The organism is Pseudomonas sp. LBUM1672 (assembly GCF_059695655.1).
Genome location: NZ_CP166781.1, coordinates 5,449,063 through 5,469,340, shown reverse-complemented (window position 1 = coordinate 5,469,340; position 20,278 = coordinate 5,449,063). Strand labels below are relative to the sequence as shown.

Annotated in this window: 18 protein-coding genes, 4 tRNA genes and 1 pseudogene; 17 read left to right on the top strand and 6 right to left on the bottom strand. The window is 59.5% G+C overall.

Annotation, left to right across the window (positions count from 1 at the left end; genetic code table 11):
- Window positions 1-30 precede the first annotated feature (30 nt).
- The gene (gene ispH, locus ACA053_RS25015) at window positions 31-978 is read left to right on the top strand and encodes a 4-hydroxy-3-methylbut-2-enyl diphosphate reductase (RefSeq protein ID WP_109634961.1); all 948 of its coding nucleotides are present in this window, start codon (window positions 31-33) and stop codon (window positions 976-978) included.
- Here ispH and ACA053_RS25010 read toward each other — a convergent pair.
- A complete protein-coding gene (locus ACA053_RS25010) occupies window positions 947-1,504 on the bottom strand; it encodes a GspH/FimT family pseudopilin (RefSeq protein WP_497396239.1) in 558 nt (185 codons plus the stop codon). The two genes, ispH and ACA053_RS25010, sit on opposite strands and share 32 nt — an antisense overlap.
- A gap of 131 nt (window positions 1,505-1,635) precedes the next feature.
- Between ACA053_RS25010 and ACA053_RS25005 the strand changes: the two genes are divergently transcribed.
- Genes ACA053_RS25005 through thiO form a run of 7 tightly spaced genes read left to right on the top strand, consistent with a single transcriptional unit; the run spans window position 1,636 to window position 8,403 of the window.
- Window positions 1,636-2,109, top strand: coding sequence for a GspH/FimT family pseudopilin (locus tag ACA053_RS25005; RefSeq protein WP_497393935.1), 474 nt, complete (start codon window positions 1,636-1,638; stop codon window positions 2,107-2,109).
- A complete protein-coding gene (gene pilV / locus ACA053_RS25000; RefSeq protein WP_497393934.1) occupies window positions 2,106-2,555 on the top strand; it encodes a type IV pilus modification protein PilV in 450 nt (149 codons plus the stop codon). The genes ACA053_RS25005 and pilV overlap by 4 nt, the downstream gene beginning before the upstream one ends.
- The gene (locus ACA053_RS24995) at window positions 2,552-3,265 is read left to right on the top strand and encodes a PilW family protein (protein WP_109634953.1); all 714 of its coding nucleotides are present in this window, start codon (window positions 2,552-2,554) and stop codon (window positions 3,263-3,265) included. Before pilV ends, ACA053_RS24995 begins: the two co-directional genes overlap by 4 nt.
- On the top strand, window positions 3,262-3,732 hold the full coding sequence (locus ACA053_RS24990) for a pilus assembly PilX family protein (RefSeq protein WP_497393933.1): 471 nt from the start codon (window positions 3,262-3,264) through the stop codon (window positions 3,730-3,732). Before ACA053_RS24995 ends, ACA053_RS24990 begins: the two co-directional genes overlap by 4 nt.
- Entirely contained in the window at window positions 3,719-6,829 is a 3,111-nt protein-coding gene (locus tag ACA053_RS24985) for a pilus assembly protein (RefSeq protein WP_497313782.1), read from the top strand. The genes ACA053_RS24990 and ACA053_RS24985 overlap by 14 nt, the downstream gene beginning before the upstream one ends.
- 14 nt (window positions 6,830-6,843) lie before the next feature.
- Window positions 6,844-7,245 carry a type IV pilin protein gene (locus ACA053_RS24980; protein ID WP_109634948.1) on the top strand — a complete coding sequence of 134 codons (402 nt, stop codon included), beginning with the start codon at window positions 6,844-6,846 and terminating at the stop codon, window positions 7,243-7,245.
- Between the two features lie 57 nt (window positions 7,246-7,302).
- On the top strand, window positions 7,303-8,403 hold the full coding sequence (gene thiO, locus ACA053_RS24975) for a glycine oxidase ThiO (RefSeq protein ID WP_497393932.1): 1,101 nt from the start codon (window positions 7,303-7,305) through the stop codon (window positions 8,401-8,403).
- A gap of 48 nt (window positions 8,404-8,451) precedes the next feature.
- Here thiO and ACA053_RS24970 read toward each other — a convergent pair whose 3' ends face one another.
- The 4 genes from ACA053_RS24970 to ACA053_RS24955 all read right to left on the bottom strand — a co-directional run bounded on the left by ACA053_RS24970 (window position 8,452) and on the right by ACA053_RS24955 (window position 12,744).
- Complete coding sequence (locus tag ACA053_RS24970) at window positions 8,452-9,798, bottom strand: sigma-54-dependent transcriptional regulator (RefSeq protein WP_497393931.1); 1,347 nt, start codon at window positions 9,796-9,798, stop codon at window positions 8,452-8,454.
- Window positions 9,795-11,384 (bottom strand): sensor histidine kinase, encoded by a 1,590-nt coding sequence (locus ACA053_RS24965; RefSeq protein WP_497393930.1) that lies wholly within the window; start codon window positions 11,382-11,384, stop codon window positions 9,795-9,797. The genes ACA053_RS24970 and ACA053_RS24965 overlap by 4 nt, the downstream gene beginning before the upstream one ends.
- Window positions 11,374-11,607, bottom strand: a complete 234-nt coding sequence (locus tag ACA053_RS24960) for a PP0621 family protein (RefSeq protein WP_109634942.1) — start codon at window positions 11,605-11,607, stop codon at window positions 11,374-11,376. Before ACA053_RS24960 ends, ACA053_RS24965 begins: the two co-directional genes overlap by 11 nt.
- A gap of 114 nt (window positions 11,608-11,721) precedes the next feature.
- Window positions 11,722-12,744: an outer membrane protein assembly factor BamD gene (locus ACA053_RS24955; protein ID WP_109634940.1), complete on the bottom strand. Its 1,023-nt coding sequence runs from the start codon at window positions 12,742-12,744 to the stop codon at window positions 11,722-11,724.
- 151 nt (window positions 12,745-12,895) lie between these two features.
- Between ACA053_RS24955 and rluD the strand changes: the two genes are divergently transcribed.
- The 9 genes and pseudogenes from rluD to ACA053_RS24910 all read left to right on the top strand — a co-directional run bounded on the left by rluD (window position 12,896) and on the right by ACA053_RS24910 (window position 19,769).
- Complete coding sequence (rluD, locus tag ACA053_RS24950) at window positions 12,896-13,858, top strand: 23S rRNA pseudouridine(1911/1915/1917) synthase RluD (protein WP_007942311.1); 963 nt, start codon at window positions 12,896-12,898, stop codon at window positions 13,856-13,858.
- Entirely contained in the window at window positions 13,855-14,580 is a 726-nt protein-coding gene (pgeF, locus tag ACA053_RS24945) for a peptidoglycan editing factor PgeF (protein WP_497393929.1), read from the top strand. The genes rluD and pgeF overlap by 4 nt, the downstream gene beginning before the upstream one ends.
- Before the next feature lie 130 nt (window positions 14,581-14,710).
- Window positions 14,711-17,275, top strand: a complete 2,565-nt coding sequence (clpB, locus tag ACA053_RS24940) for an ATP-dependent chaperone ClpB (RefSeq protein ID WP_109634937.1) — start codon at window positions 14,711-14,713, stop codon at window positions 17,273-17,275.
- A 300-nt stretch (window positions 17,276-17,575) separates the two neighbouring features.
- A tRNA-Asn gene (locus ACA053_RS24935) sits at window positions 17,576-17,651 on the top strand.
- Window positions 17,652-17,660: 9 nt separating this feature from the next.
- Window positions 17,661-17,737 (top strand) — tRNA-Pro (locus tag ACA053_RS24930).
- A 5-nt stretch (window positions 17,738-17,742) separates the two neighbouring features.
- Window positions 17,743-17,818 (top strand) — tRNA-Lys (locus ACA053_RS24925).
- 95 nt (window positions 17,819-17,913) lie between these two features.
- Window positions 17,914-17,990, top strand: a tRNA-Pro gene (locus ACA053_RS24920).
- Window positions 17,991-18,143: 153 nt separating this feature from the next.
- A pseudogene (locus tag ACA053_RS24915) lies at window positions 18,144-18,914 on the top strand (MCP four helix bundle domain-containing protein); the annotation flags it as partial.
- Complete coding sequence (locus ACA053_RS24910) at window positions 18,906-19,769, top strand: methyl-accepting chemotaxis protein (RefSeq protein ID WP_497396237.1); 864 nt, start codon at window positions 18,906-18,908, stop codon at window positions 19,767-19,769. The pseudogene ACA053_RS24915 and the gene ACA053_RS24910, both read left to right, overlap by 9 nt.
- 62 nt (window positions 19,770-19,831) lie before the next feature.
- Here ACA053_RS24910 and ACA053_RS24905 read toward each other — a convergent pair whose 3' ends face one another.
- A complete protein-coding gene (locus tag ACA053_RS24905; RefSeq protein WP_010467563.1) occupies window positions 19,832-20,230 on the bottom strand; it encodes an HvfA family oxazolone/thioamide-modified RiPP metallophore in 399 nt (132 codons plus the stop codon).
- Window positions 20,231-20,278 lie beyond the last annotated feature (48 nt).

Genomic DNA, 20,278 nt, shown 5'->3' with positions numbered 1-20,278 from the left:
ATTTCTTGCGCGCAAGACACGAGGCACAGCATGCAAATCAAACTCGCCAACCCCCGTGGCTTCTGCGCCGGCGTGGACCGGGCGATCGAAATCGTCAACCGCGCCCTGGAAGTCTTCGGGCCGCCGATCTATGTGCGCCACGAAGTGGTCCACAACAAATTCGTCGTCGAAGACCTGCGTGCTCGCGGGGCGATCTTCGTCGAGGAACTGGATCAGGTGCCGGACGACGTCATCGTGATCTTCAGTGCCCACGGCGTTTCCCAGGCTGTGCGTACCGAAGCCGCCGGCCGAGGCCTGAAAGTGTTCGACGCGACTTGCCCGCTGGTCACCAAGGTGCACATCGAAGTCGCGCGCTATAGCCGTGACGGCCGTGAATGCATCCTCATCGGCCACGCCGGTCACCCGGAAGTCGAAGGCACCATGGGCCAGTACGATGGCAGCAATGGTGGCGCGATCTATCTGGTTGAAGACGAGAAAGACGTTGCCTCGTTGCAGGTGGTCAACCCCGACAAACTGGCGTTCGTGACCCAGACCACCCTGTCCATGGACGACACCAGCCGCGTGATCGACGCCCTGCGTGCACGCTTCCCGGCGATTGGTGGCCCGCGCAAGGACGACATCTGCTACGCCACGCAAAACCGTCAGGACGCCGTCAAGCAACTGGCCGACGAATGTGATGTGGTACTGGTGGTCGGCAGCCCGAACAGCTCCAACTCCAACCGCTTGCGTGAACTCGCCGAACGCATGGCCACCCCGGCTTACCTGATCGACGGCGCCGAAGACCTGCAAAAGAGCTGGTTCGACGGTGTCGAGCGTATCGGTATCACCGCTGGCGCCTCTGCTCCGGAAGTGCTGGTGCGTGGCGTGATCCAGCAGTTGCAGGCCTGGGGCGCTACCGGGGCCGATGAATTGGCTGGTCGCGAGGAGAACATCACGTTCTCCATGCCTAAAGAGTTGCGCGTGCGCTCCCTGCTTTAACTTTTTTCCCTCCCGGACACAGCGCCTGCTCAGCCTTATCGCTGCGCAGGCTGACGCGACCGGTCGCGGCCAGCACCACCTGGCGCTGGCTGACCGGTTCGCGGGCTGCGCAAATGTGCAGCGTCCCCGCTTGAAAGGCCCGGCCAGGCATTTGTGGTTCGCCAATACGGCTGAAACGCACGAATCGCTTGACCGGCCAATTACCGACAATCGGCACCCGAGCGCCACTTACGCGCTCAATCAGCATCGGATTGCTGCTGTCCTCCGGCCCTTTGCCGCTGATATCCAGAATGATTCGCCAGCCCTGGCCCCAGTCGTCGTTGATGCCATGGATGACGGTGGTCTGATTACGCGCGAGTGCTTCGCTTCGGGCACTGCGAATACCACTGGCAAGAGACTTCGCCGCCTCCTCGCGATGATTCGATTCTGTAAGCGCCGCGAACGCCGGACTGACCAACAGCAGAACAATCCCGGCAATTGTCAGTCCCATGAGCAGTTCGATCAGGCTGAAGCCTCGCTGATGCATATCATCTCCCTCCGTGGAGTGCTGCGGCCCGCGCAATCCGTGCGCGAGTAATGGCAAATCAACCGTACGCCATCCGGTCGAATGTTCTAGCGTGTAGAAGCAGGTATAGCCGACGGCAACGGAGGGCACCGATGGATCATCGTACAAAAGGTTTCACGCTGATCGAGCTGTTGGTCTCGCTCGCGGTTTTTTTGATCCTGATCACCCTGGCCGTGCCCGCGTTTACCCGGTCGGTGCAAGGCACCAAGGCCGACACCGAAATTGGCGACCTGCAACGCGGACTCAATTTCGCCCGGCTTGAGGCCATCGACCGGGGCGTCGCTACTCGGATTCGTCCGACCGCGGGTGGCAGCGTCTGGACCGGTGAGTTGGCGGTCTATGACAGTACGAACACGCCGGCCAATGTATTGCGGGTTGTTCCAGCGATGAGCAGCGGCGCGGCTCTGACGCTACCCTTGGGAGTGACCGCCATTGATTTCAACAATCTGGGCGGTTTGGCGGCGCCGCCCACACCCGTGGTGATCAGCTATGTATTGGGGGCGCAAAGCAGGACGCTGAGTGTGTGTTTGAACGGACGAATTCTATTGGGTGGAAATTGCGGATGAGGGAACGGAGCAAACATGCACAGGAGGGCATGACGCTGATCGAAGTGCTGGTCGCGTTGGTGATTCTGACCGTGGGGCTGCTGGGCGCGGCGGCGATTCAGCTCAATGCGCTGAAATACACCGACAGTTCGCGGATGACCAGCCAGGCGAGTTTTATCGCCTACGACATGATGGACCGTATCCGCGCCAACTCCGGCGCCGACTATACCGTGACGCCACCAACGTCAGGCAACCTGAGCGTTGCCCGGGATCAGGACCTTTACGATTTCACCACCAACATCGTCAATTTCGGCGGCGCGACAGCCACCGGCGCCGTTACGCTGAGCCAGCGGGTCTACACCATCACCATCACCTGGGACGACTCGCGCGCCGCCAATACCGCCAATTCACGTCGCAGCTTCGTTTTGACCAGTCGTGCCGCTGTCGACCCGGTGGCAACGCCATGAATCGGTCCAGCAGAGGTTTCGGGCTGATCGAGTTGTTGATCGCCCTCGCGTTAAGCCTGATTGTGGTGCTGGGCGTGGTGCAGGTTTTCATCGCCGCCAAGAACACCTACGTCAGCCAGAACACCTCCGCCGCCATGCAGGAAGATGCGCGGTTTGTGTTGAGCAAGATGATTCAGGAACTCCGCATGGTCGGCATGTTTGGCTGCCTGGGGACGATCACTGACTCAAGTACTGCCGGCGACTTCAGCGCTGGCCAGATAACGCCCATCAGTTGGGACAACGCCAACCTCAAGTTGACGCTGGTGACCGCTGATATCGGAAGCAGTGGCGGGGTGCCCGCCTGGACGGTGATCTCCGACTGTCGGAACACGGCGACGGCCTACACGGGTGCGCGGGTAGCGGCCTCGGGGTTTCTGGCGTTTCCGATCCGGCGCCTGATCTACAGCTTCAGCAATAACAAAATCATGATGGGCTCCGGTACCGGCACGCCGGCCCAGTTTGTGCTGATCGACAACGTCAGTGCCTTCAGCGTGAGCTTCGGCCTCGCCAATTCTGCCACTGACGTAGCCGCCTCCAGCTACAGCCCTAACCCGTCCGACCCCGCGCGGATTCGCAGCGTCCGCCTGAGCCTGACCCTCACCGACCCGAACAACCGGGTGCGCAATCAAACCTTCAACGTGGTTGCCGCCTTGCGCAACAGGTTGCCATGAGGAAGGCCTCCATGACTTTTCACGCCCAGCGGGGTATGGCGCTGCTGGTCAGCCTGGTGTTTCTGTTGTTGCTGACGCTGATCGGCCTTTCATCGATGCAGAACGCTACCCTGCAGGAAAAAATGGCCGGCAGTGTGAGCTTGCGCAATCAGTCGTTCCAGGGTGCTGAAGCGGCGTTACGCGTGGGCGAAAGCGCGGTCCAGCTGGACAGCTATTCATTGCCGGTCTGCAGCCAGTGCGCACCGCCGTCGGACGCGTCGACGGTCACTGTCGCCGGCCCCGGTTCCACCCCCGGCGTGACCTGGATCGCCTCGGGCAAGGGCTTTTACGCGGTGCAGAATATCGGCACCACGGTTAACGCCGTGAATGTGCCGAGCAACACCTCGGCGACGCTTTACCGGGTGACCGCCGTCGGCATCGCGGGCAACTCGCGCAGCGTCGTGGAGAGTATTTATGCGAAGTACTGAGAGGCGCGGCCGGGTGTGGCAGCTGATCTGCGGCGTGTTGCTGGGGCTTTACCTGTCCGCACCGGCGTACGCCTTCACACCGTCGGACTCACCGCTGTTGAGCGCGGCAGCGGTCGCTCCGAATGTCATGCTGCTGATTGATGACTCGGGGAGTATGAACAACATCATATGGGCGCCTGGTTTCGATCCAACGGTCAACCGTGCGCAGATTGCGATTTGCAATTCCAACGGGTCATGTTTGAACGGCCAGAATCTGGACATGAGCAATGCCAATATCCCCTTGTCGAGCCTCAACCGTGGCAATTGCCCGAACAGCGGCAACTGGTACGGTTTTTATCGCGGTTTTTTGGGGTTGTCATCGATCTGCTTGAAACTGCCCGACCCGGTGGGCAATGAAAACACTCGCTATACGGCTGACTATCTGTCCTATCTGGTGACCCTGGCCAACGGTTCGAGCAAGGATTTCACCACGGGAGCCAGTGCGATTCCCAACGAATACCGGATTAGCGTGGCACAGGATGTGTCTACAAACCTGGTCTCCAGCAATCGCTCGCTACGTATTGGTCTGGCGACGTTCAATCCCCCCACGACCAGCAACTCCGGGGGCGGCGGCTTCATCGCCCGATCAATCAGTGATCTCTCTGCGGTGAGCGGCAGTGTCACCCAATCTCAGGCTGACACCAACTACAACAACCTGATCGCTGCCATCAACGGGTTGAGCGCCGTGGCCAATACGCCGCTGGCGGAAACCTACTATGAAATAACCCGCTATTTTCGGGGGCTGGCGCCGTTCTACAACTCGACACCGGCGACTTATACCAGCCCGATTCAGTATCGCTGTCAGAAAAATTATGGTGTGGTGATCACCGATGGGTTACCGACTTACGACCGGACTTTTCCGACTGCCGATCCATTGGGTGGAGCTCGCCTACCCAACTGGGATGGTGTAAACAACGATGGTGACAACCTGAGTGGTGACGGAGAGGGCGACACCCTTTACCTGGACGACGTTGCCAAGTTTGCCTTCGACATCGACATGCGTTCCACCGGCACCGACGCGGCAGGTAAAAGCTGGAACGCGGTGGACTTCCCGAAACAGAACATCAACACCTACACCGTGGGCTTTACCGCCGCGAATCAGATGTTGTCGGACGCGGCAAGCTACGGACAGGGCAAGTACTATCAGGCGACCGACAGCGCCGGGCTCAACAGTGCATTGTCCTCGGCCCTGAGCGACATCACCTCGAAGGCCGGCTCCGGTGGCAGCGGTGTCACCAGCGGCACTACCCTGGCCAGCAATTCAAGTTACTTCCAGACCAGTTATGACCCTAAAGACTGGCGCGGCACGATCAAATCCTTCGGCTTCACCACGGCCGGTACGGTCAACACCGCGGCAGCGTTGTGGACCACCGACACCACCATCGTTCCCGGTGCCACCGCACCGACTTACCAGTCCTGGAACACCCTGACCAACACGGCGGTCAGCTTGGCGTATACCAGTTTCTCCCCGACGCAGCAGACCTCCCTCAGCCAAGGCCTGCCTACGGGCATCACCGGCAGCGATCTGGTGGAATGGAGCAAGGGCACCAACAAAGCCGGGCTCAAGGTGCGTAGCGTGCTGCTCGGCGACATCATCAATTCGCCGCTTGTACTGGCATCACCCACGGACAAAACCGCCTCCGATCTGGTGGGCGACACCACCTACAGCACCTACCTGACCACCAAAGCCGCCAGCATGAATACCAGCCTGGTGGTGAACGCCAACGACGGGTTCGTGAATGTCATCAACTCGGCCAATGGCACCCGGCGTTATGCCTACATGCCTTCCAGCGTGTTGCCATCGCTGCGCTACATCGCCGACCCGACCTACATCAACGGTGTGAGCCACAAGTTTCTGGTCGACGGTCAGCTCGGGGTGTTCGATGCCCAGTTCGGCAGCGCCTGGAAAACCCTGGCCATTGGCGGGACCGGGGCCGGCGGCAGAACTTTCTATGCATTGCAGCTGTTCGATGCGTCTGCGGGCAACGTGTTCAAGGCATTGTGGGAGTTCAGCGCACCGGCCACGGCCAACACCGCGAACGTTTTCAATGATCTGGGTTATGCCTACGCACGACCGGAAGTGGCACGCTTGGCCGACGGTCGCTGGGCTGCGTTCATTTCCAACGGTTATGGCAGCAACTCCGGGGTGGCGGCGTTGTACGTGGTGGATGTTCGTGACGGTTCGTTGATCAAGAAAATCGTGGTCGACAGCACCGACACCACCAACGGCCTATCGTCGGTGAAGCTCAGGGTCAACTCGCAGAATGTGGTGCAGGCCGCCTATGGTGGCGACCTGAAAGGGCGGTTATGGAAGTTTGATTTGAGCGCTACCGCCCCCAATAGCTGGGGCGTGGCGTTTGCCGGCAAGCCGTTGTTTACCACGGCGGGTGGCGCCACCCAGCCGATTACCGTGCAGCCGTTGCTGGCGGACAACTCACTGGGCGGCAAGGAAGTATTCTTCGGCACCGGAAAATTCAACGAGACTGCCGACAAGACCAACAAGGATTTGCAGGCGTTCTACGCCGTGTGGGATGCAGAAGGCGGCGCGGGTCAGATCACTGTGTCCAGTTTGCAGGCGCAAGCGGTGACCGGTGTGTTCTCTGGCAGCACCGGGCAATTCATCACCACCAGCCAGAACGACGTGACCTATCCGGGAGAGAAGGGCTGGTACTTGCCGCTGGTGTACAACAGCGTGCTGACGGGGGAACGGGTGATCAATCAGGCCAATCTGGTGCTGGGGCGGATCGTCTTTACCACGGCGAGTGTGGACACCACCGACCCATGCGCCAGCTTCGGTACGGGCAAACTGGTCGAACTGGATGCGTTCAGCGGTAAGATGCTCAACTACGCGGTGCTCGATACTAATAACGACGGGACAGTCGACACCAAGGACACGGTGTCCAGCGGCGTGATTTTCACCGGCGGCATCCCGACGCTGAACGCCATCGTCAACGGTGCGACCCGCAAGATCGTGAACGATTCCAGTGGCGGCATCAGCACCCTGGTGGAAAAATCCGGCGGCGGCAGCCGTCGCATCATGTGGCGACAAATACAGTAAGTGAGAGTTTAGGAATGCGCAGATCCAACCGAGGTTTCACCCTGATCGAAATCATGATCGTGATTGCGATCATCGGGATCGTCATAACCATTGCCGCCCCAAACCTCACGGAGTACGTGAAAAAGGGCCGCCGCACTGAAGTGGCCGGGCTGCTTTCCGAGCAGGCGCAAATCCTTGAGCGGTTCTACTCGAAAAACAATGTCTACACCGCTGCCACCGGATTGAGCGCCGGCAACGACTTCTACACCATCACCCCGACCCTGACCGATCAAACCTTTTTGCTGACGGCAACGCGCAAGACCGGCGCTGCAATGGCGACCGACAAGTGTGGGGATTTCACCCTCACCAATACCGGCGTCAGAAGCATGGTCAATGCGACATCCGGGCTCGTCACCAAAGATTGCTGGGGTCGCTGAGTTTCTTTTTCGGGCGCCTTTTTGCGTCCTCTGTCTATTTATCGGTTGGATCAGAACATGAGCAGGCAACAGCAAGTGGTGATTGTCGGCGGCGGCGTGATTGGGTTGCTGACGGCGTTCAATCTCGCGTCCGAAGTGCAAAGTATCGTGTTGCTGGATCGTTCGAACGTCGGTCAGGAATCGTCGTGGGCCGGTGGCGGAATTGTTTCGCCGCTCTATCCGTGGCGCTACAGCCCGGCAGTCACCGCGCTGGCGCATTGGTCTCAGGATTTTTATCCACAGCTCGGTGAGCGACTGTTCGCCGCGACCGGGGTTGATCCTGAAGTGCACACCACCGGCCTGTACTGGCTGGATCTGGATGACGAGGCCGAGGCGCTGGCCTGGGCCGAGCGGGAAAACCGTCCGCTGCGGGCTGTGGATATCTCGGCGGCACATGATGCTGTACCGGTGTTGGGCGCCGGTTTTTCCCGGGCGATCTACATGGCCGATGTGGCCAACGTGCGTAATCCGCGGCTGGTGAAGTCCCTCAAGGCTGCTTTGCTGGCGCTGCCGAACGTGACGATTCGTGAGCAGTGCGAAGTCAGCGGGTTTGTTCGTGAAGGCGATCGGGTCGTCGGTGTGCAGACCTCGACGGGCCCTGTTCTCGGTGATCAGGTGGTCCTGACGGCGGGTGCCTGGAGTGGTGACTTGCTCAAGAGTCTGGGTCTTGAATTGCCGGTCGAGCCAGTGAAAGGTCAGATGATTTTGTACAAGTGCGCGGCGGAGTTCTTGCCGAGCATGGTCCTGGCCAAGGGGCGTTACGCGATTCCCCGGCGCGACGGACACATTCTGATTGGCAGCACGCTGGAACATGAAGGCTATGACAAGACGCCAACCGATTCGGCGATGGAGAGTCTGAAAGCGTCGGCGGTGGAGCTGATTCCTGCGCTGGCGGATGCCGAAGTGGTGGGGCATTGGGCTGGATTGCGGCCGGGGTCGCCGGAGGGCATTCCCTACATTGGCCGAGTGCCGGGCTTCGACGGACTCTGGCTCAATTGCGGGCATTACCGTAACGGGCTGGTGCTGGCGCCAGCGTCGTGTCAGTTGTTTGTGGATGTGATGTTGGGGAGGGCGCCGATTATTGATCCGGCGCCGTATGCGCCGACCGGGCGGATCTAGCCGAAGGATCTTCGGTGACGGTCAGATAGCCTGCTCGCGATGGGGCCCTCAATCCAGGCCGAGTTTCTTGAGCCTGTAGCGCATCGACCGGAATGAAAGATTCAACCGCTGAGCCGCCGCCGTGCGGTTCCAGCGCGTTTCCTCCAATGCCTGCAGGATCAGTTTGCGTTCGACATTTTCCAGATAGTCTTCCAGGTTGTCGATCTGCGTCAGGTCCGCCACGACGTTCTCTGCGGTGCAGTTGCCTTCGGCCAGTCGCAGGTCGCTGGCTTCGATCTGTTTGTTCTCGCACAGGGTGTAAGCCCGCTCCAGCACGTTCTCCAGCTCCCGCACGTTGCCTGGGAAGCGGTAACTTTTCAGCGCGTCGAGAGCGAGTGGGTGGAGCTTCGCGGCGGGTTGGCCGCTGCCGGCCGCCAGACGCTTGAGCACATGACTGGCCAGCGGTTCGATGTCGTCGCGGCGCTCGCGCAATGGGGGAACGCGGAGTTCGATCACGTTCAACCGATAGTACAAATCCTGGCGAAAGCGTTCGGCGCTGACTTCAGCGTCGAGGTCTTTGTGGGTGGCGCACAGGATACGCACGTCGACCACCACTTCTTGCTGCCCGCCGACGCTGCGAATGGCCTTCTCCTGAATGGCCCGGAGCAGCTTGACCTGCATCGCCAAGGGCAAGTCAGCCACTTCGTCGAGAAACAAAGTGCCGCCATGGGCCGCCTGAAACAGCCCGGGTTTATCTTCGATGGCGCCACTGAAACTGCCTTTGCGATGACCGAAGAATTCGCTTTCCATCAACTCCGACGGAATCGCCCCGCAGTTGACCGGGACGAATGGTTGAGCAGACCGCGGGCCTTGTTCGTGAATCAGTCGGGCGACCAATTCCTTGCCGCTGCCGGATTCGCCGCTGATGTACACCGGCGCCTGGCTGCGGGCGAGTTTGTCGATTTGTTTGCGCAGGTTGCGCATGGGCAGTGAATCGCCCAGCAACCGGCGATCGATGGCGTTACTGGCGCTGCCCGCGGCCGTCAAACGCAGGGCGCTGGTGACCAGTTCGCGCAGGCGTGTCAGGTCGACCGGCTTGGTCAGGAAGTCGAAGGCGCCTGCCTTGAGTGCATTGATCGCCGTTTCGAGGCTGCCGTAGGCGGTGATCATCGCCACCGGCACTTGTGGGTAACGCTGCTGGATGTACTGCACCAGCTCAAGACCCGTGCCGTCGGGAAGGCGCATGTCGGTCAGGCACAGGTCGAATGTCTCCCGTGTCAACAAGGCCTGGGCTTCGCCAAGGTTGCGGGCACTGTAGGTATCGAGTTTCATCCGTCCCAGGGTGATTTCCAGGAGTTCGCGGATATCCGGTTCGTCGTCGACGATCAGGACTTTTGGCCGTGGGCTCGTGTTCAACTTTGTTTCCGTCCGTGAGCAAAAGTGATGCGAAAGCAGCCGCCGCCTTGGCGTGGATTGAAGTCTAGGCGGGCCTGGTTGCTTTCGCACAGCTCACGGGACAGATAAAGCCCCAGGCCAGTGCCCTGGCTACTGGTGGTGAAGAAGGGTTCGAACAAATGCGTCTGTTGGTCCGGCGCCACACCGGGACCGTTGTCCCGGACCTCGAGTGTCGGCAACTGGCTGTCGGGTTCGACAAACAATTCGAGCCAGACTTGCGCCAGGTCGTGATTCAGCGCGCTATGGCGCCAGGCATTGCGCAACAGGTTGTCGAGAATCTGGGTCAACTGATTCGGGTCCATCAGGGTTTTGAAGTCGCCCGATCCGATGTGCAGGTGAATCAATTGACGATCAGTTGCCCCTTCACGGGTTTCGGCGACGAAGTGCTCCAGCCACGGCTTCAGATCGAGCCTTTGTGGCACGGTTTGCTGGCGGCGGGACAGTTGCAGGACGTTTTCGATAACCCGATTCATTCGCTGAGAGTGGTCTTGGATAATCTGCGTCAGACGCCGATCTGCGCCCTTCAGTTCCTCGGATTCCTGTAATAGCTGCGCGGCATGACTAATGGCGCCCAGTGGATTGCGGATTTCATGGGCGATACCGGCAGTCAGACGACCGAGTGCGGCGAGTTTCAGTTGCTGCGCTTGTTGAGCGATCTGGGCAAGGTCCTCGAGAAACACCAGAGTCTGATGATTCGGGCTTTGGTCCAGGGCAATGAAGCTGGGTTGCAGTTCCAGGCCACTGCTGGCGATTTTCAGGCTTTGCGGGCGCAGCGTTGGGTTGTTGAACCATAGTTGCAGGCGTTCGACCAAGGCTGGTGAGTAATCGTCGATCAACTGGCCGTCGAGGTTTTTCTGCCCCAGCAAGCTCAAGGCGCTGTGATTGGCCAGTTGGACCCGCCGCTGGTCGTCGAGCACCAGAATGCCCGTGCGCATGCGGTGCAGGATCAACGCGTTGAGCGCTTCCAGGCCCACCACTTCACTGGCGCGCTGCCGGGCGAGGTGTTCGCTGACCTCCAGTCGACTGATCAGGCCCTGCACCAGCAATGCAGCGGCAAAACACAGCGCGCCGAGGGTGCCGGCTTGCAGGTACTCGCTGGGACTGACGGGGTGGCTGAAGCTCAGGAGGAGGCTGAAACCGACGATGCCCAGAGCAGCAACCGCCGCGATCAACAGGCCGATACGCCCGCGCAGCAGGGTGTTGCTGATGGCCACGGAGACGATGAGCAAGTTACCGATGGCGCTGGCCACTCCGCCGGCGGCATAGAACAGGCCGCACAGCAGCAGGACATCGACCAGGGCAAGGCTGAAAAGCTGGGCCGGCCGTCGGGTGTTCTCCCAAAAGACCACCAGCAGGATGTTCAGCACCAGGTATAACCAGCTGCCACTGCGCAGCAGGTCGTCCTCGGCGAAAGCCAGCAACTGGTTGTCCATGTTGCTGGAGATCAACAGCACCAGAGTGATGCCGACGCTTAAACGGTAGAGATGATAAAGGCGCAGCAGTCGCTGAGCCTGTTTGCCGCCGGGACTGGACGTCTCAGCGATCACTTGAGCCCGGGCCTTGCTCGAGGTGAGCCTGGCTGCAATACCACTGTTGTTGAAGGCTCAGCGCGCGGTCGCGGGGCAGGTGAACGCCGCAATGCGCGCAGCGGACCATGGGCGCGGCATCCCGCTCGGCGGGGGACTTGGGCGCGGAAGTCGAAGCCTTGAACTTGCGCCAGAACCATACCGCAGCGGCAATCAAGGCAATCCAGAACAGTAAACGAAGCATGGTGAGCAGCTTTATTGGCTAATGAACAGGCAGTTTAGCCAAGGACCTGACCCGCGCACAGCGCAATAAAAAAGGGAGACTCAAGAGCCTCCCTTTTTTGCACAACCTGATGTGTCAGTCGAACACGCCGAAGGTCATGTAGCTGAACCACGAGCGGTCTTCGTTGTTGGCTTCGGACTCGTGTTCCTCTTCTTCGATCACGTCGCCATCTGCGTCTTTAGGCTTGAGATCGTTCGGAATCGCGTCCTTGGCATCCTGGAACTGCTTCTGCACGTCCTGGTTGGCGCGGGTTTCGCCCGGCGGCAGCGGCGGACGGGATTCGATCAGGCCCAGGGTGGCCTTGCTCAACCACGAACGGTTGTCGGCTTCGTCGACCGAAGGCTTGAACTGACCGTCCACCAGGCTTGGGTGGTTCGGGTAGTTGAGCTTCAGGGTTTCGAGGCTGGTGGCTGCCAGATCGTCCAGGTGCAGACGCTGATAGGCTTCAGTCATCACCGCCAGGCCGTCGCCGACCGATGGGGTTTCCTGGAAGTTTTCCACCACGTAACGACCACGGTTCGCGGCGGCGACATAGGCCTGACGGGTCAGGTAGTAGTCGGCGACGTGAATTTCGTAGGAGGCCAGCAGGTTGCGCAGGTAGATCATGCGCTGCTTGGCATCCGGCGAGTAGCGGCTGTTCGGGAAGCGGCTGGTCAGCTGGGCGAACTCGTTGTACGAGTCGCGGGCAGCACCCGGGTCACGCTTGGTCATGTCCAGCGGCAGGAAGCGCGCCAGCAGGCCGACGTCCTGGTCGAAGGAGGTCAAGCCTTTGAGGTAATACGCGTAATCCACGTTCGGATGCTGTGGGTGCAAACGAATGAAACGCTCCGCGGCAGACTTGGCAGCCTCAGGCTCGGCGTTCTTGTAGTTGGCGTAGATCAACTCGAGTTGAGCCTGATCGGCGTAGCGCCCGAACGGATAACGCGACTCCAGCGCCTTCAGCTTGGCTGTGGCGGCGGTGTAGCTATTGTTGTCCAGGTCGGTCTGAGCCTGCTGGTACAGCTCGACTTCGCTAAGGTTTTCGTCTACGACTTCCTTCGATGAGCAAGCAGCGGTCAATGCGAGGATGGCGATCAGCAGCAGGTGTTTCACTTGCATGGCGGCTTGCGTCCCTATGACGGCCGCTGTCTTGGGCGGGGCCGTCCTGTTATGATGAGCGCCCCGTTGAATAGCCTCGGGGCAAAAGACGCCGTATTTAACCACAAGCGCGCAGCCGAAACCAAAGGCTGTGCCGACGCCTAGTCTGAGCATGTCCGATAAAATTGAACTTCGCGCAGAGGTGCCGTCCGAATTGGGCGGCCAACGCCTCGATCAAGTCGCCGCACAATTATTCGCTGAGCACTCGCGCTCGCGCCTTTCCGCCTGGATCAAAGACGGCCGCCTGACTGTGGATGGGGCGGTTATCCGCCCGCGAGACATCGTTCATGGTGGCGCCATTCTTGAGCTGACTGCCGAGCAGGAAGCTCAGGGTGAATGGATCGCTCAAGACATCGAGCTGGACATCGTCTATGAAGACGACGACATCCTGGTGATCAACAAACCTGCGGGCCTGGTGGTGCATCCTGCCGCCGGTCACGCCGATGGCACCCTGCTCAACGCCTTGCTGCACCACGTGCCGGACATTATCAATGTGCCCCGCGCCGGTATCGTGCATCGCCTCGACAAGGACACCACCGGTCTGATGGTGGTGGCCAAGACCATTCAGGCGCAGACACAGCTTGTCACGCAATTGCAGAGCCGCAGCGTAAGCCGGATCTACGAATGCATCGTGATCGGTGTGGTCACTGCCGGCGGCAAGATCAACGCGCCGATCGGTCGTCACGGCCAGCAACGCCAGCGCATGGCCGTGATGGAAGGTGGCAAGCAAGCCGTCAGCCATTACCGCGTACTCGAGCGTTTCCGCTCTCACACGCACGTGCGGGTGAAGCTGGAAACCGGTCGTACGCACCAGATTCGTGTGCACATGGCCCACATCAACTACCCGTTGGTCGGAGACCCTGCCTACGGCGGTCGTTTCCGCATTCCGCCGGCAGCCAGTGTGACCATGGTCGAATCGTTGAAGGCGTTCCCGCGTCAGGCCCTGCATGCGCGGTTCCTGGAGCTGGATCACCCGACCACCGGTAAACGCATGAGCTGGGAATCGCCACTGCCGGACGACTTCGTCTGGTTGCTGACCCTGCTCAAGCAAGACCGTGAGGCGTTCATCGGATGAGTGACTGGCTGATTCCCGACTGGCCTGCGCCTGCCGGGGTGAAAGCCTGTGTGACCACCCGTGCGGGCGGCGTCAGTCTGGCGCCGTTCGACAGCCTCAACCTCGGCGATCACGTCGACGACAGCCCCGAAGCAGTTGCCGAAAACCGCCGTCGCCTCACCGATCATTTCTCTATTCAACCGGCCTGGTTAAAGCAGGTTCACGGCATCGCCGTGGCCCACGCGGAACCAGGCATCACGGCCACCGCCGACGCCAGCTGGACTTCCACACCCGGAATCGCCTGCGCCGCGATGACCGCCGATTGCCTGCCCGCATTGTTTTGCGACCGCGCGGGCACTCGCGTTGCGGCGGCCCATGCCGGTTGGCGCGGGTTGGCGGCGGGTGTGCTCGAAGCAACGCTCGACAGTTTGGCCGCACCTCCGGAAGACGTGCTGGTCTGGCTTGGCCCGGCCATTGGCCCGCAAGCCTTCGAAGTCGGCCCCGAAGTGCGCGAGACTTTCGTCCAGCAACAGCCCGAAGCGGCCAAAGCCTTTGTGCCGAGCCAAAATGCTGGCAAATTCATGGCTGACATCTACGAGCTGGCGCGTTTGCGTCTGGCTGTGCGCGGTGTCACCGCTGTTTATGGTGGCGGTTTCTGCACCGTTTCCGATCCTCGCTTCTTTTCTTACCGCCGCAGTCCTCGCACCGGTCGGTTTGCCTCCCTTGTCTGGCTCGAAGACTAAGCTTTCCTGATCTACATCAACTGTTCGACGCTTGAAACTCCCAGAATCGACCGCATCTATAACGGTATCTGGCAGGTTTCTTCATTCAGGATGTTTTATAGGTCCGGCCTGCTCAAAAGGAAGGTGACCCATGCGTATAGATCGTTTAACCAGCAAATTGCAGTTAGCTCTATCCGACGCCCAATCGCTGGCCGTCGGCCTTGACCATCCCGGTATCGAGCCGGCGCACTTGATGCAGGCGATGCTTGAGCAGCAGGGCGGTTCGATCAAACCCCTGTTGATGCAGGTCGGTTTTGACGTCAACAGCCTGCGTAAAGAGCTGACCAAAGAGCTCGATCAGCTCCCGAAAATCCAGAACCCGACCGGCGACGTGAACATGTCGCAGGATCTGGCGCGCCTGCTCAATCAGGCCGATCGCCTGGCTCAGCAGAAGGGCGACCAGTTCATCTCCAGTGAGTTGGTGTTGCTCGCGGCGATGGATGAGAACAGCAAACTCGGCAAGTTGCTGCTCGGCCAGGGCGTCAGCAAAAAAGCCCTGGAAAACGCAATCAACAACCTGCGCGGCGGTGAGGCGGTCAATGACGCCAACCACGAAGAGTCGCGCCAAGCGCTGGACAAGTACACCGTCGACCTGACCAAGCGTGCCGAAGAAGGCAAGCTCGACCCGGTGATCGGCCGTGACGACGAAATTCGCCGGACCATCCAGGTGCTGCAACGCCGCACCAAGAACAACCCGGTGCTGATCGGTGAGCCCGGCGTGGGTAAAACCGCCATCGCCGAAGGCCTGGCCCAGCGCATCATCAACGGTGAAGTGCCGGACGGTCTCAAGGGCAAGCGCTTGCTGTCTTTGGACATGGGTTCGCTGATTGCCGGTGCCAAGTACCGCGGCGAGTTCGAAGAGCGCCTCAAATCCTTGCTCAATGAACTGTCGAAGCAGGAAGGGCAGATCATTCTGTTCATCGACGAACTGCACACCATGGTCGGCGCCGGCAAGGGCGAAGGCTCGATGGATGCGGGCAACATGCTCAAGCCTGCGTTGGCGCGCGGCGAGTTGCATTGTGTCGGCGCGACCACGCTCAATGAGTACCGCCAATATATAGAGAAGGATGCGGCCCTCGAACGGCGCTTCCAGAAAGTTTTGGTGGACGAGCCGAGCGAAGAAGACACCATCGCGATTCTGCGTGGCCTCAAAGAGCGTTACGAGGTCCACCACAAAGTGGCGATCACTGACGGCGCTATCATCGCCGCGGCCAAGCTCAGTCATCGCTACATTACAGACCGTCAGTTGCCGGACAAGGCCATCGACCTGATCGACGAAGCGGCCAGCCGCATCCGCATGGAGATCGACTCCAAGCCGGAAGTGCTCGATCGTCTGGAGCGCCGTCTGATACAGCTGAAGGTGGAATCACAGGCGCTGAAGAAAGAAAGCGACGACGCGGCGAAGAAACGTCTGGAGAAACTCCAGGAGGAAATCGTTCGCCACGAACGTGAGTACTCGGACCTCGAAGAAATCTGGAACTCGGAAAAAGCCGAGGTTCAGGGTTCTGCACAGATCCAGCAGAAAATTGAACAGTCCCGTCAGGAACTGGAAGCCGCGCGCCGTAAAGGCGACCTGAACCGCATGGCCGAGCTGCAATACGGGGTGATCCCAGACCTGGAGCGCAGCCTGCAAATGGTCGATCAGCACGGTAAAAGCGAGAACCAGTTACTGCGCAGCAAGGTGACTGAGGAAGAGATCGCCGAAGTCGTCTCGAAGTGGACCGGCATTCCAGTGTCGAAAATGCTCGAAGGCGAGCGCGACAAGCTGATGAAGATGGAAAGCCTGTTGCACCAGCGCGTGATCGGCCAGGACGAAGCGGTGATCGCCGTTTCCAACGCGGTGCGGCGTTCCCGGGCCGGGTTGTCCGACCCGAATCGCCCGAGTGGTTCTTTCATGTTCCTCGGCCCGACCGGTGTCGGTAAAACCGAGCTGTGCAAGGCGCTGGCCGAGTTCCTCTTTGATACCGAAGAGGCGATGGTGCGGATCGACATGTCCGAGTTCATGGAGAAACATTCCGTGGCCCGACTGATTGGTGCGCCACCAGGCTACGTGGGCTATGAAGAGGGCGGTTACCTGACCGAGGCGGTGCGTCGCAAGCCTTACTCGGTGATCCTCCTTGACGAGGTCGAGAAGGCCCACCCGGATGTGTTCAACATCTTGCTGCAAGTGCTGGAAGATGGGCGCCTGACCGACAGCCATGGCCGCACGGTGGATTTCAAGAACACCGTGATCGTCATGACCTCCAACCTGGGCTCGGTGCAGATCCAGGAACTGGTCGGTGATCGCGAGGCGCAACGTGCGGCAGTGATGGATGCGATTTCCACACACTTCCGTCCGGAGTTCATTAACCGGGTCGACGAAGTCGTGATCTTCGAGCCATTGGCGCGGGATCAGATCGCGGGCATTACCGAGATCCAGTTGGGTCGTCTGCGCAGTCGTCTGACTGAGCGCGAGCTGAAACTGGAGCTGAGTCCAGAGGCCATGGACAAGCTGATCGCGGTGGGATACGACCCGGTGTACGGCGCGCGGCCGCTCAAACGAGCGATTCAGCGCTGGATCGAGAACCCGCTGGCACAGCTGATTCTGTCCGGTCGATTCATGCCTGGCGACACGGCTGTCGGCAAGGTGGAGAACGACGAGATCGTATTTGCCTGACCCGTCACGGCGGTGAAATAAACAAGGCCTCGCATCGCGAGGCCTTTTTTTCGTCAGGTTGTTGAACTGAAAGGAAAAGGCTTGTAAAGTGCGCCCCGCAGTAAGTCGCCCGTAAGGGTTTCTGCTCCCCAAGCAGGAATCTGAAATAAGTTGCAAATCATTAACTTGAATGCAATTTAAGGGGTTGACAGAGGTGCTTAAGATTGTAGAATAGCGCGCCTCAGACACACGAACGCAGCGATGCGAACGGGTCGAAGAGAGTGCAACAAAGCGTCAAACGTTGTAATTGAAATATGTAGTTCCGTGATAGCTCAGTCGGTAGAGCAAATGACTGTTAATCATTGGGTCCCAGGTTCGAGTCCTGGTCACGGAGCCAATTTCAAACCGGGGTATAGCGCAGTCCGGTAGCGCGCCTGCTTTGGGAGCAGGATGTCAGGAGTTCGAATCCCCTTACCCCGACCATTTTTGGGTCGTTAGCTCAGTTGGTAGAGCAGTTGGCTTTTAACCAATTGGTCGTAGGTTCGAATCCCACACGACCCACCATTTTTGAAACCAGTTAACGCTGGGATCAGATCTTAAGATCAGACGCCAAAAGCTCTGTTCGCAGAAGGCGCCTTTAAAAGGTGCCTTTTTTTTACCGGGGTATAGCGCAGTCCGGTAGCGCGCCTGCTTTGGGAGCAGGATGTCAGGAGTTCGAATCCCCTTACCCCGACCATATTAAAAATCCTCGTATCGAAAGATACGGGGATTTTTTTTGTCTTCATAAAAACACACTTCAGTCATCGTACAACTTGCCGATAACGAGGCGACGGGGTACTGACGAAACAACGCCCCTTATCCAAGCCACTACAAGAATAGGGCGTTCGTTATGTTGCTTCGTCAGTTGAATATCGCACCTCGGGCTGCCTTGGGGTTTGCTCTGATTGCTGTGTTGGTCGCCTTGCTCGGGGTTTTCGCACTGGGGCAAATGTCGAGCATTCGCGACAGCGAGGTGGCCGTGGAGAAACAATGGCTGCCGAGTATCCGCGGCGGTGATGAGATCCGCGAGATCATGCTGCGCATCCGCACCATTTCCCTGCGCATGGCCCTCGATCAGGACCCGAAGAACATTGCTGTGTATCGCGGCCAGATGGACACCCGCGACAAAGAGCTGAGCGAGAAGATTGCCGCCTACGACCAGTTGGTCAACACCGTCGAAGGCAAGGCCTTGTATGACCAGTTCAAAACCACCTTCGCGGCGTATCGTGCCGGCATTGCCCAATCGTTCTCACTGGCGGAGCAGGGACGCCGTGACGAACTGACCAAGCTGCTGCTGGTGGACATGAAAACCGTGGTCGATGGCTCCGGTAAACAGCTCAATGACCTGGCCGATCTGTTCGCCAAACAAGTCGCCGCCGAAAGCCAGAAATCCGAAGCGCATTACGAAACATCGCGAATGATCGTCAGCCTGTTCATCGCCCTCGCAGCCTTGGCCACCGTTGGCCTGGCCATGCTGCTGACCCGCAGCATCGTCAAACCGCTGGGCGAAGCTTTGCACGCCGCAGAAAACGTCGCCCGAGGCGACCTGACTCGCCCCATCGAAACCCATGGCAACGACGAAGTCAGCCGCTTGCTCAAGGCCCTTGCGACCATGCAACAGAATCTGCGGGAAACCCTGCAAGGTATTAGCGGTTCGGCGGCGCAATTGGCCACGGCGGCTGATGAGTTGAACGCGGTCACCCTCGACGGCACGCAGAACCTGCAACAACAGAACAACGAAATTGAACAAGCGGCCACCGCCGTGACAGAAATGACCACGGCAGTGGAGGAGGTTGCCCGCAATGCCGTGTCGACCTCCGACGCCACGCGCCAATCCAGTGAGTCCGCGCACGTTGGCCAGGAGCGCGTCAGCGAAACCGTCACGGCCATCAGTGCACTCGCCAGCGATGTGCAGATCACCGGCGGTTTGGTGCAATCCCTGGCCAACCAGTCGAAGGACATCGGCAAGGTGCTGGATGTGATTCGGGCGATCGCCGAGCAAACCAATCTGCTGGCGCTCAACGCGGCCATTGAAGCCGCGCGGGCCGGGGAAAGCGGTCGAGGGTTTGCGGTGGTGGCCGACGAAGTGCGTGCGCTGGCCTATCGCACGCAGCAATCGACCCAGGAAATCGAGCAAATGGTCCAGGGCATGCGCAGTGGCTCAACCCAGGCGCTGGATTCCATGCAAGCCAGCTCGACCCGAGCAGCCAGCACTTTGGCTTTGGCCGAGCGTGCGGGCGAGGCGTTGCAGACCATCACGGCGTCGGTCCATCAAATTCACGAACGTAACCTGGTGATCGCCAGCGCGGCTGAAGAACAGGCGCAAGTGGCGCGGGAAGTCGATCGCAACCTGGTGAACATTCGCGACCTGTCGGTTCGTTCCGCTGCCGGTGCGGATCAGACCAGCGCTTCGAGCCATGAGCTTTCACAATTGGCCAATTCCTTGCGGACCATGGTCCAGCGCTTCCAGGTGTAAATCCACCAGACGAAAAAAAACCGCGCTTCCCGAAGGAAAAGCGCGGTTTTGTTCTTGAAGGCTTAGGCGCCGTCTTGGTCTTTCAGGTGCTCGAACAGGCCTTTTGGCATTTTCTTGCCATTGGCTTCGAAGTTGGCTTTCACGTTGTCGTAAGCCTCTTGCTCGTCGATGAAGCCGTCATGGTTGGTGTCGATCTTGTCGAAGTTGGACTTCGGCGCGACTTTCTGGAATTCGGCGCGGGAGACTTTGCCGTCGCCATCCGTATCGGTCTTCGCCATCGACGCATCGCCACACTTGCCTTCGCCACACTTGCCTTCAGGGGTTTTCACCACTTGTTCAGCCGAGGCCAGCAGGTAGCCCTGGGTCAACGGCTGCGCAGCGAATACGGAACCGGACAACATCATGCCGCCGGCCAGCACAGCGCCGAGCAGACCAATAGTGTTTTTGGTAGTACGGGACATTTCAATACTCCTGGGTTGCACGACACAACCGTTCGATAAAGGACGCCA

What these genes read in the sequence shown, in the direction of transcription:
- clpB (WP_109634937.1), top strand. Translation starts at nt 14,711, where the DNA reads ATGCGTATAGATCGTTTAACCAGCAAATTGCAGTTAGCTCTATCCGAC.
- rluD (WP_007942311.1), top strand. Translation starts at nt 12,896, where the DNA reads ATGTCCGATAAAATTGAACTTCGCGCAGAGGTGCCGTCCGAATTGGGC.
- pgeF (WP_497393929.1), top strand. Translation starts at nt 13,855, where the DNA reads ATGAGTGACTGGCTGATTCCCGACTGGCCTGCGCCTGCCGGGGTGAAA.
- pilV (WP_497393934.1), top strand. Translation starts at nt 2,106, where the DNA reads ATGAGGGAACGGAGCAAACATGCACAGGAGGGCATGACGCTGATCGAA.
- thiO (WP_497393932.1), top strand. Translation starts at nt 7,303, where the DNA reads ATGAGCAGGCAACAGCAAGTGGTGATTGTCGGCGGCGGCGTGATTGGG.
- ACA053_RS24905 (WP_010467563.1), bottom strand. Translation starts at nt 20,230, where the DNA reads ATGTCCCGTACTACCAAAAACACTATTGGTCTGCTCGGCGCTGTGCTG.
- ACA053_RS24960 (WP_109634942.1), bottom strand. Translation starts at nt 11,607, where the DNA reads ATGCTTCGTTTACTGTTCTGGATTGCCTTGATTGCCGCTGCGGTATGG.
- ACA053_RS24980 (WP_109634948.1), top strand. Translation starts at nt 6,844, where the DNA reads ATGCGCAGATCCAACCGAGGTTTCACCCTGATCGAAATCATGATCGTG.
- ACA053_RS24990 (WP_497393933.1), top strand. Translation starts at nt 3,262, where the DNA reads ATGAGGAAGGCCTCCATGACTTTTCACGCCCAGCGGGGTATGGCGCTG.
- ACA053_RS24985 (WP_497313782.1), top strand. Translation starts at nt 3,719, where the DNA reads ATGCGAAGTACTGAGAGGCGCGGCCGGGTGTGGCAGCTGATCTGCGGC.
- ACA053_RS24955 (WP_109634940.1), bottom strand. Translation starts at nt 12,744, where the DNA reads ATGCAAGTGAAACACCTGCTGCTGATCGCCATCCTCGCATTGACCGCT.
- ACA053_RS24995 (WP_109634953.1), top strand. Translation starts at nt 2,552, where the DNA reads ATGAATCGGTCCAGCAGAGGTTTCGGGCTGATCGAGTTGTTGATCGCC.
- ACA053_RS25010 (WP_497396239.1), bottom strand. Translation starts at nt 1,504, where the DNA reads ATGCATCAGCGAGGCTTCAGCCTGATCGAACTGCTCATGGGACTGACA.
- ACA053_RS25005 (WP_497393935.1), top strand. Translation starts at nt 1,636, where the DNA reads ATGGATCATCGTACAAAAGGTTTCACGCTGATCGAGCTGTTGGTCTCG.
- ACA053_RS24910 (WP_497396237.1), top strand. Translation starts at nt 18,906, where the DNA reads ATGCAACAGAATCTGCGGGAAACCCTGCAAGGTATTAGCGGTTCGGCG.
- ispH (WP_109634961.1), top strand. Translation starts at nt 31, where the DNA reads ATGCAAATCAAACTCGCCAACCCCCGTGGCTTCTGCGCCGGCGTGGAC.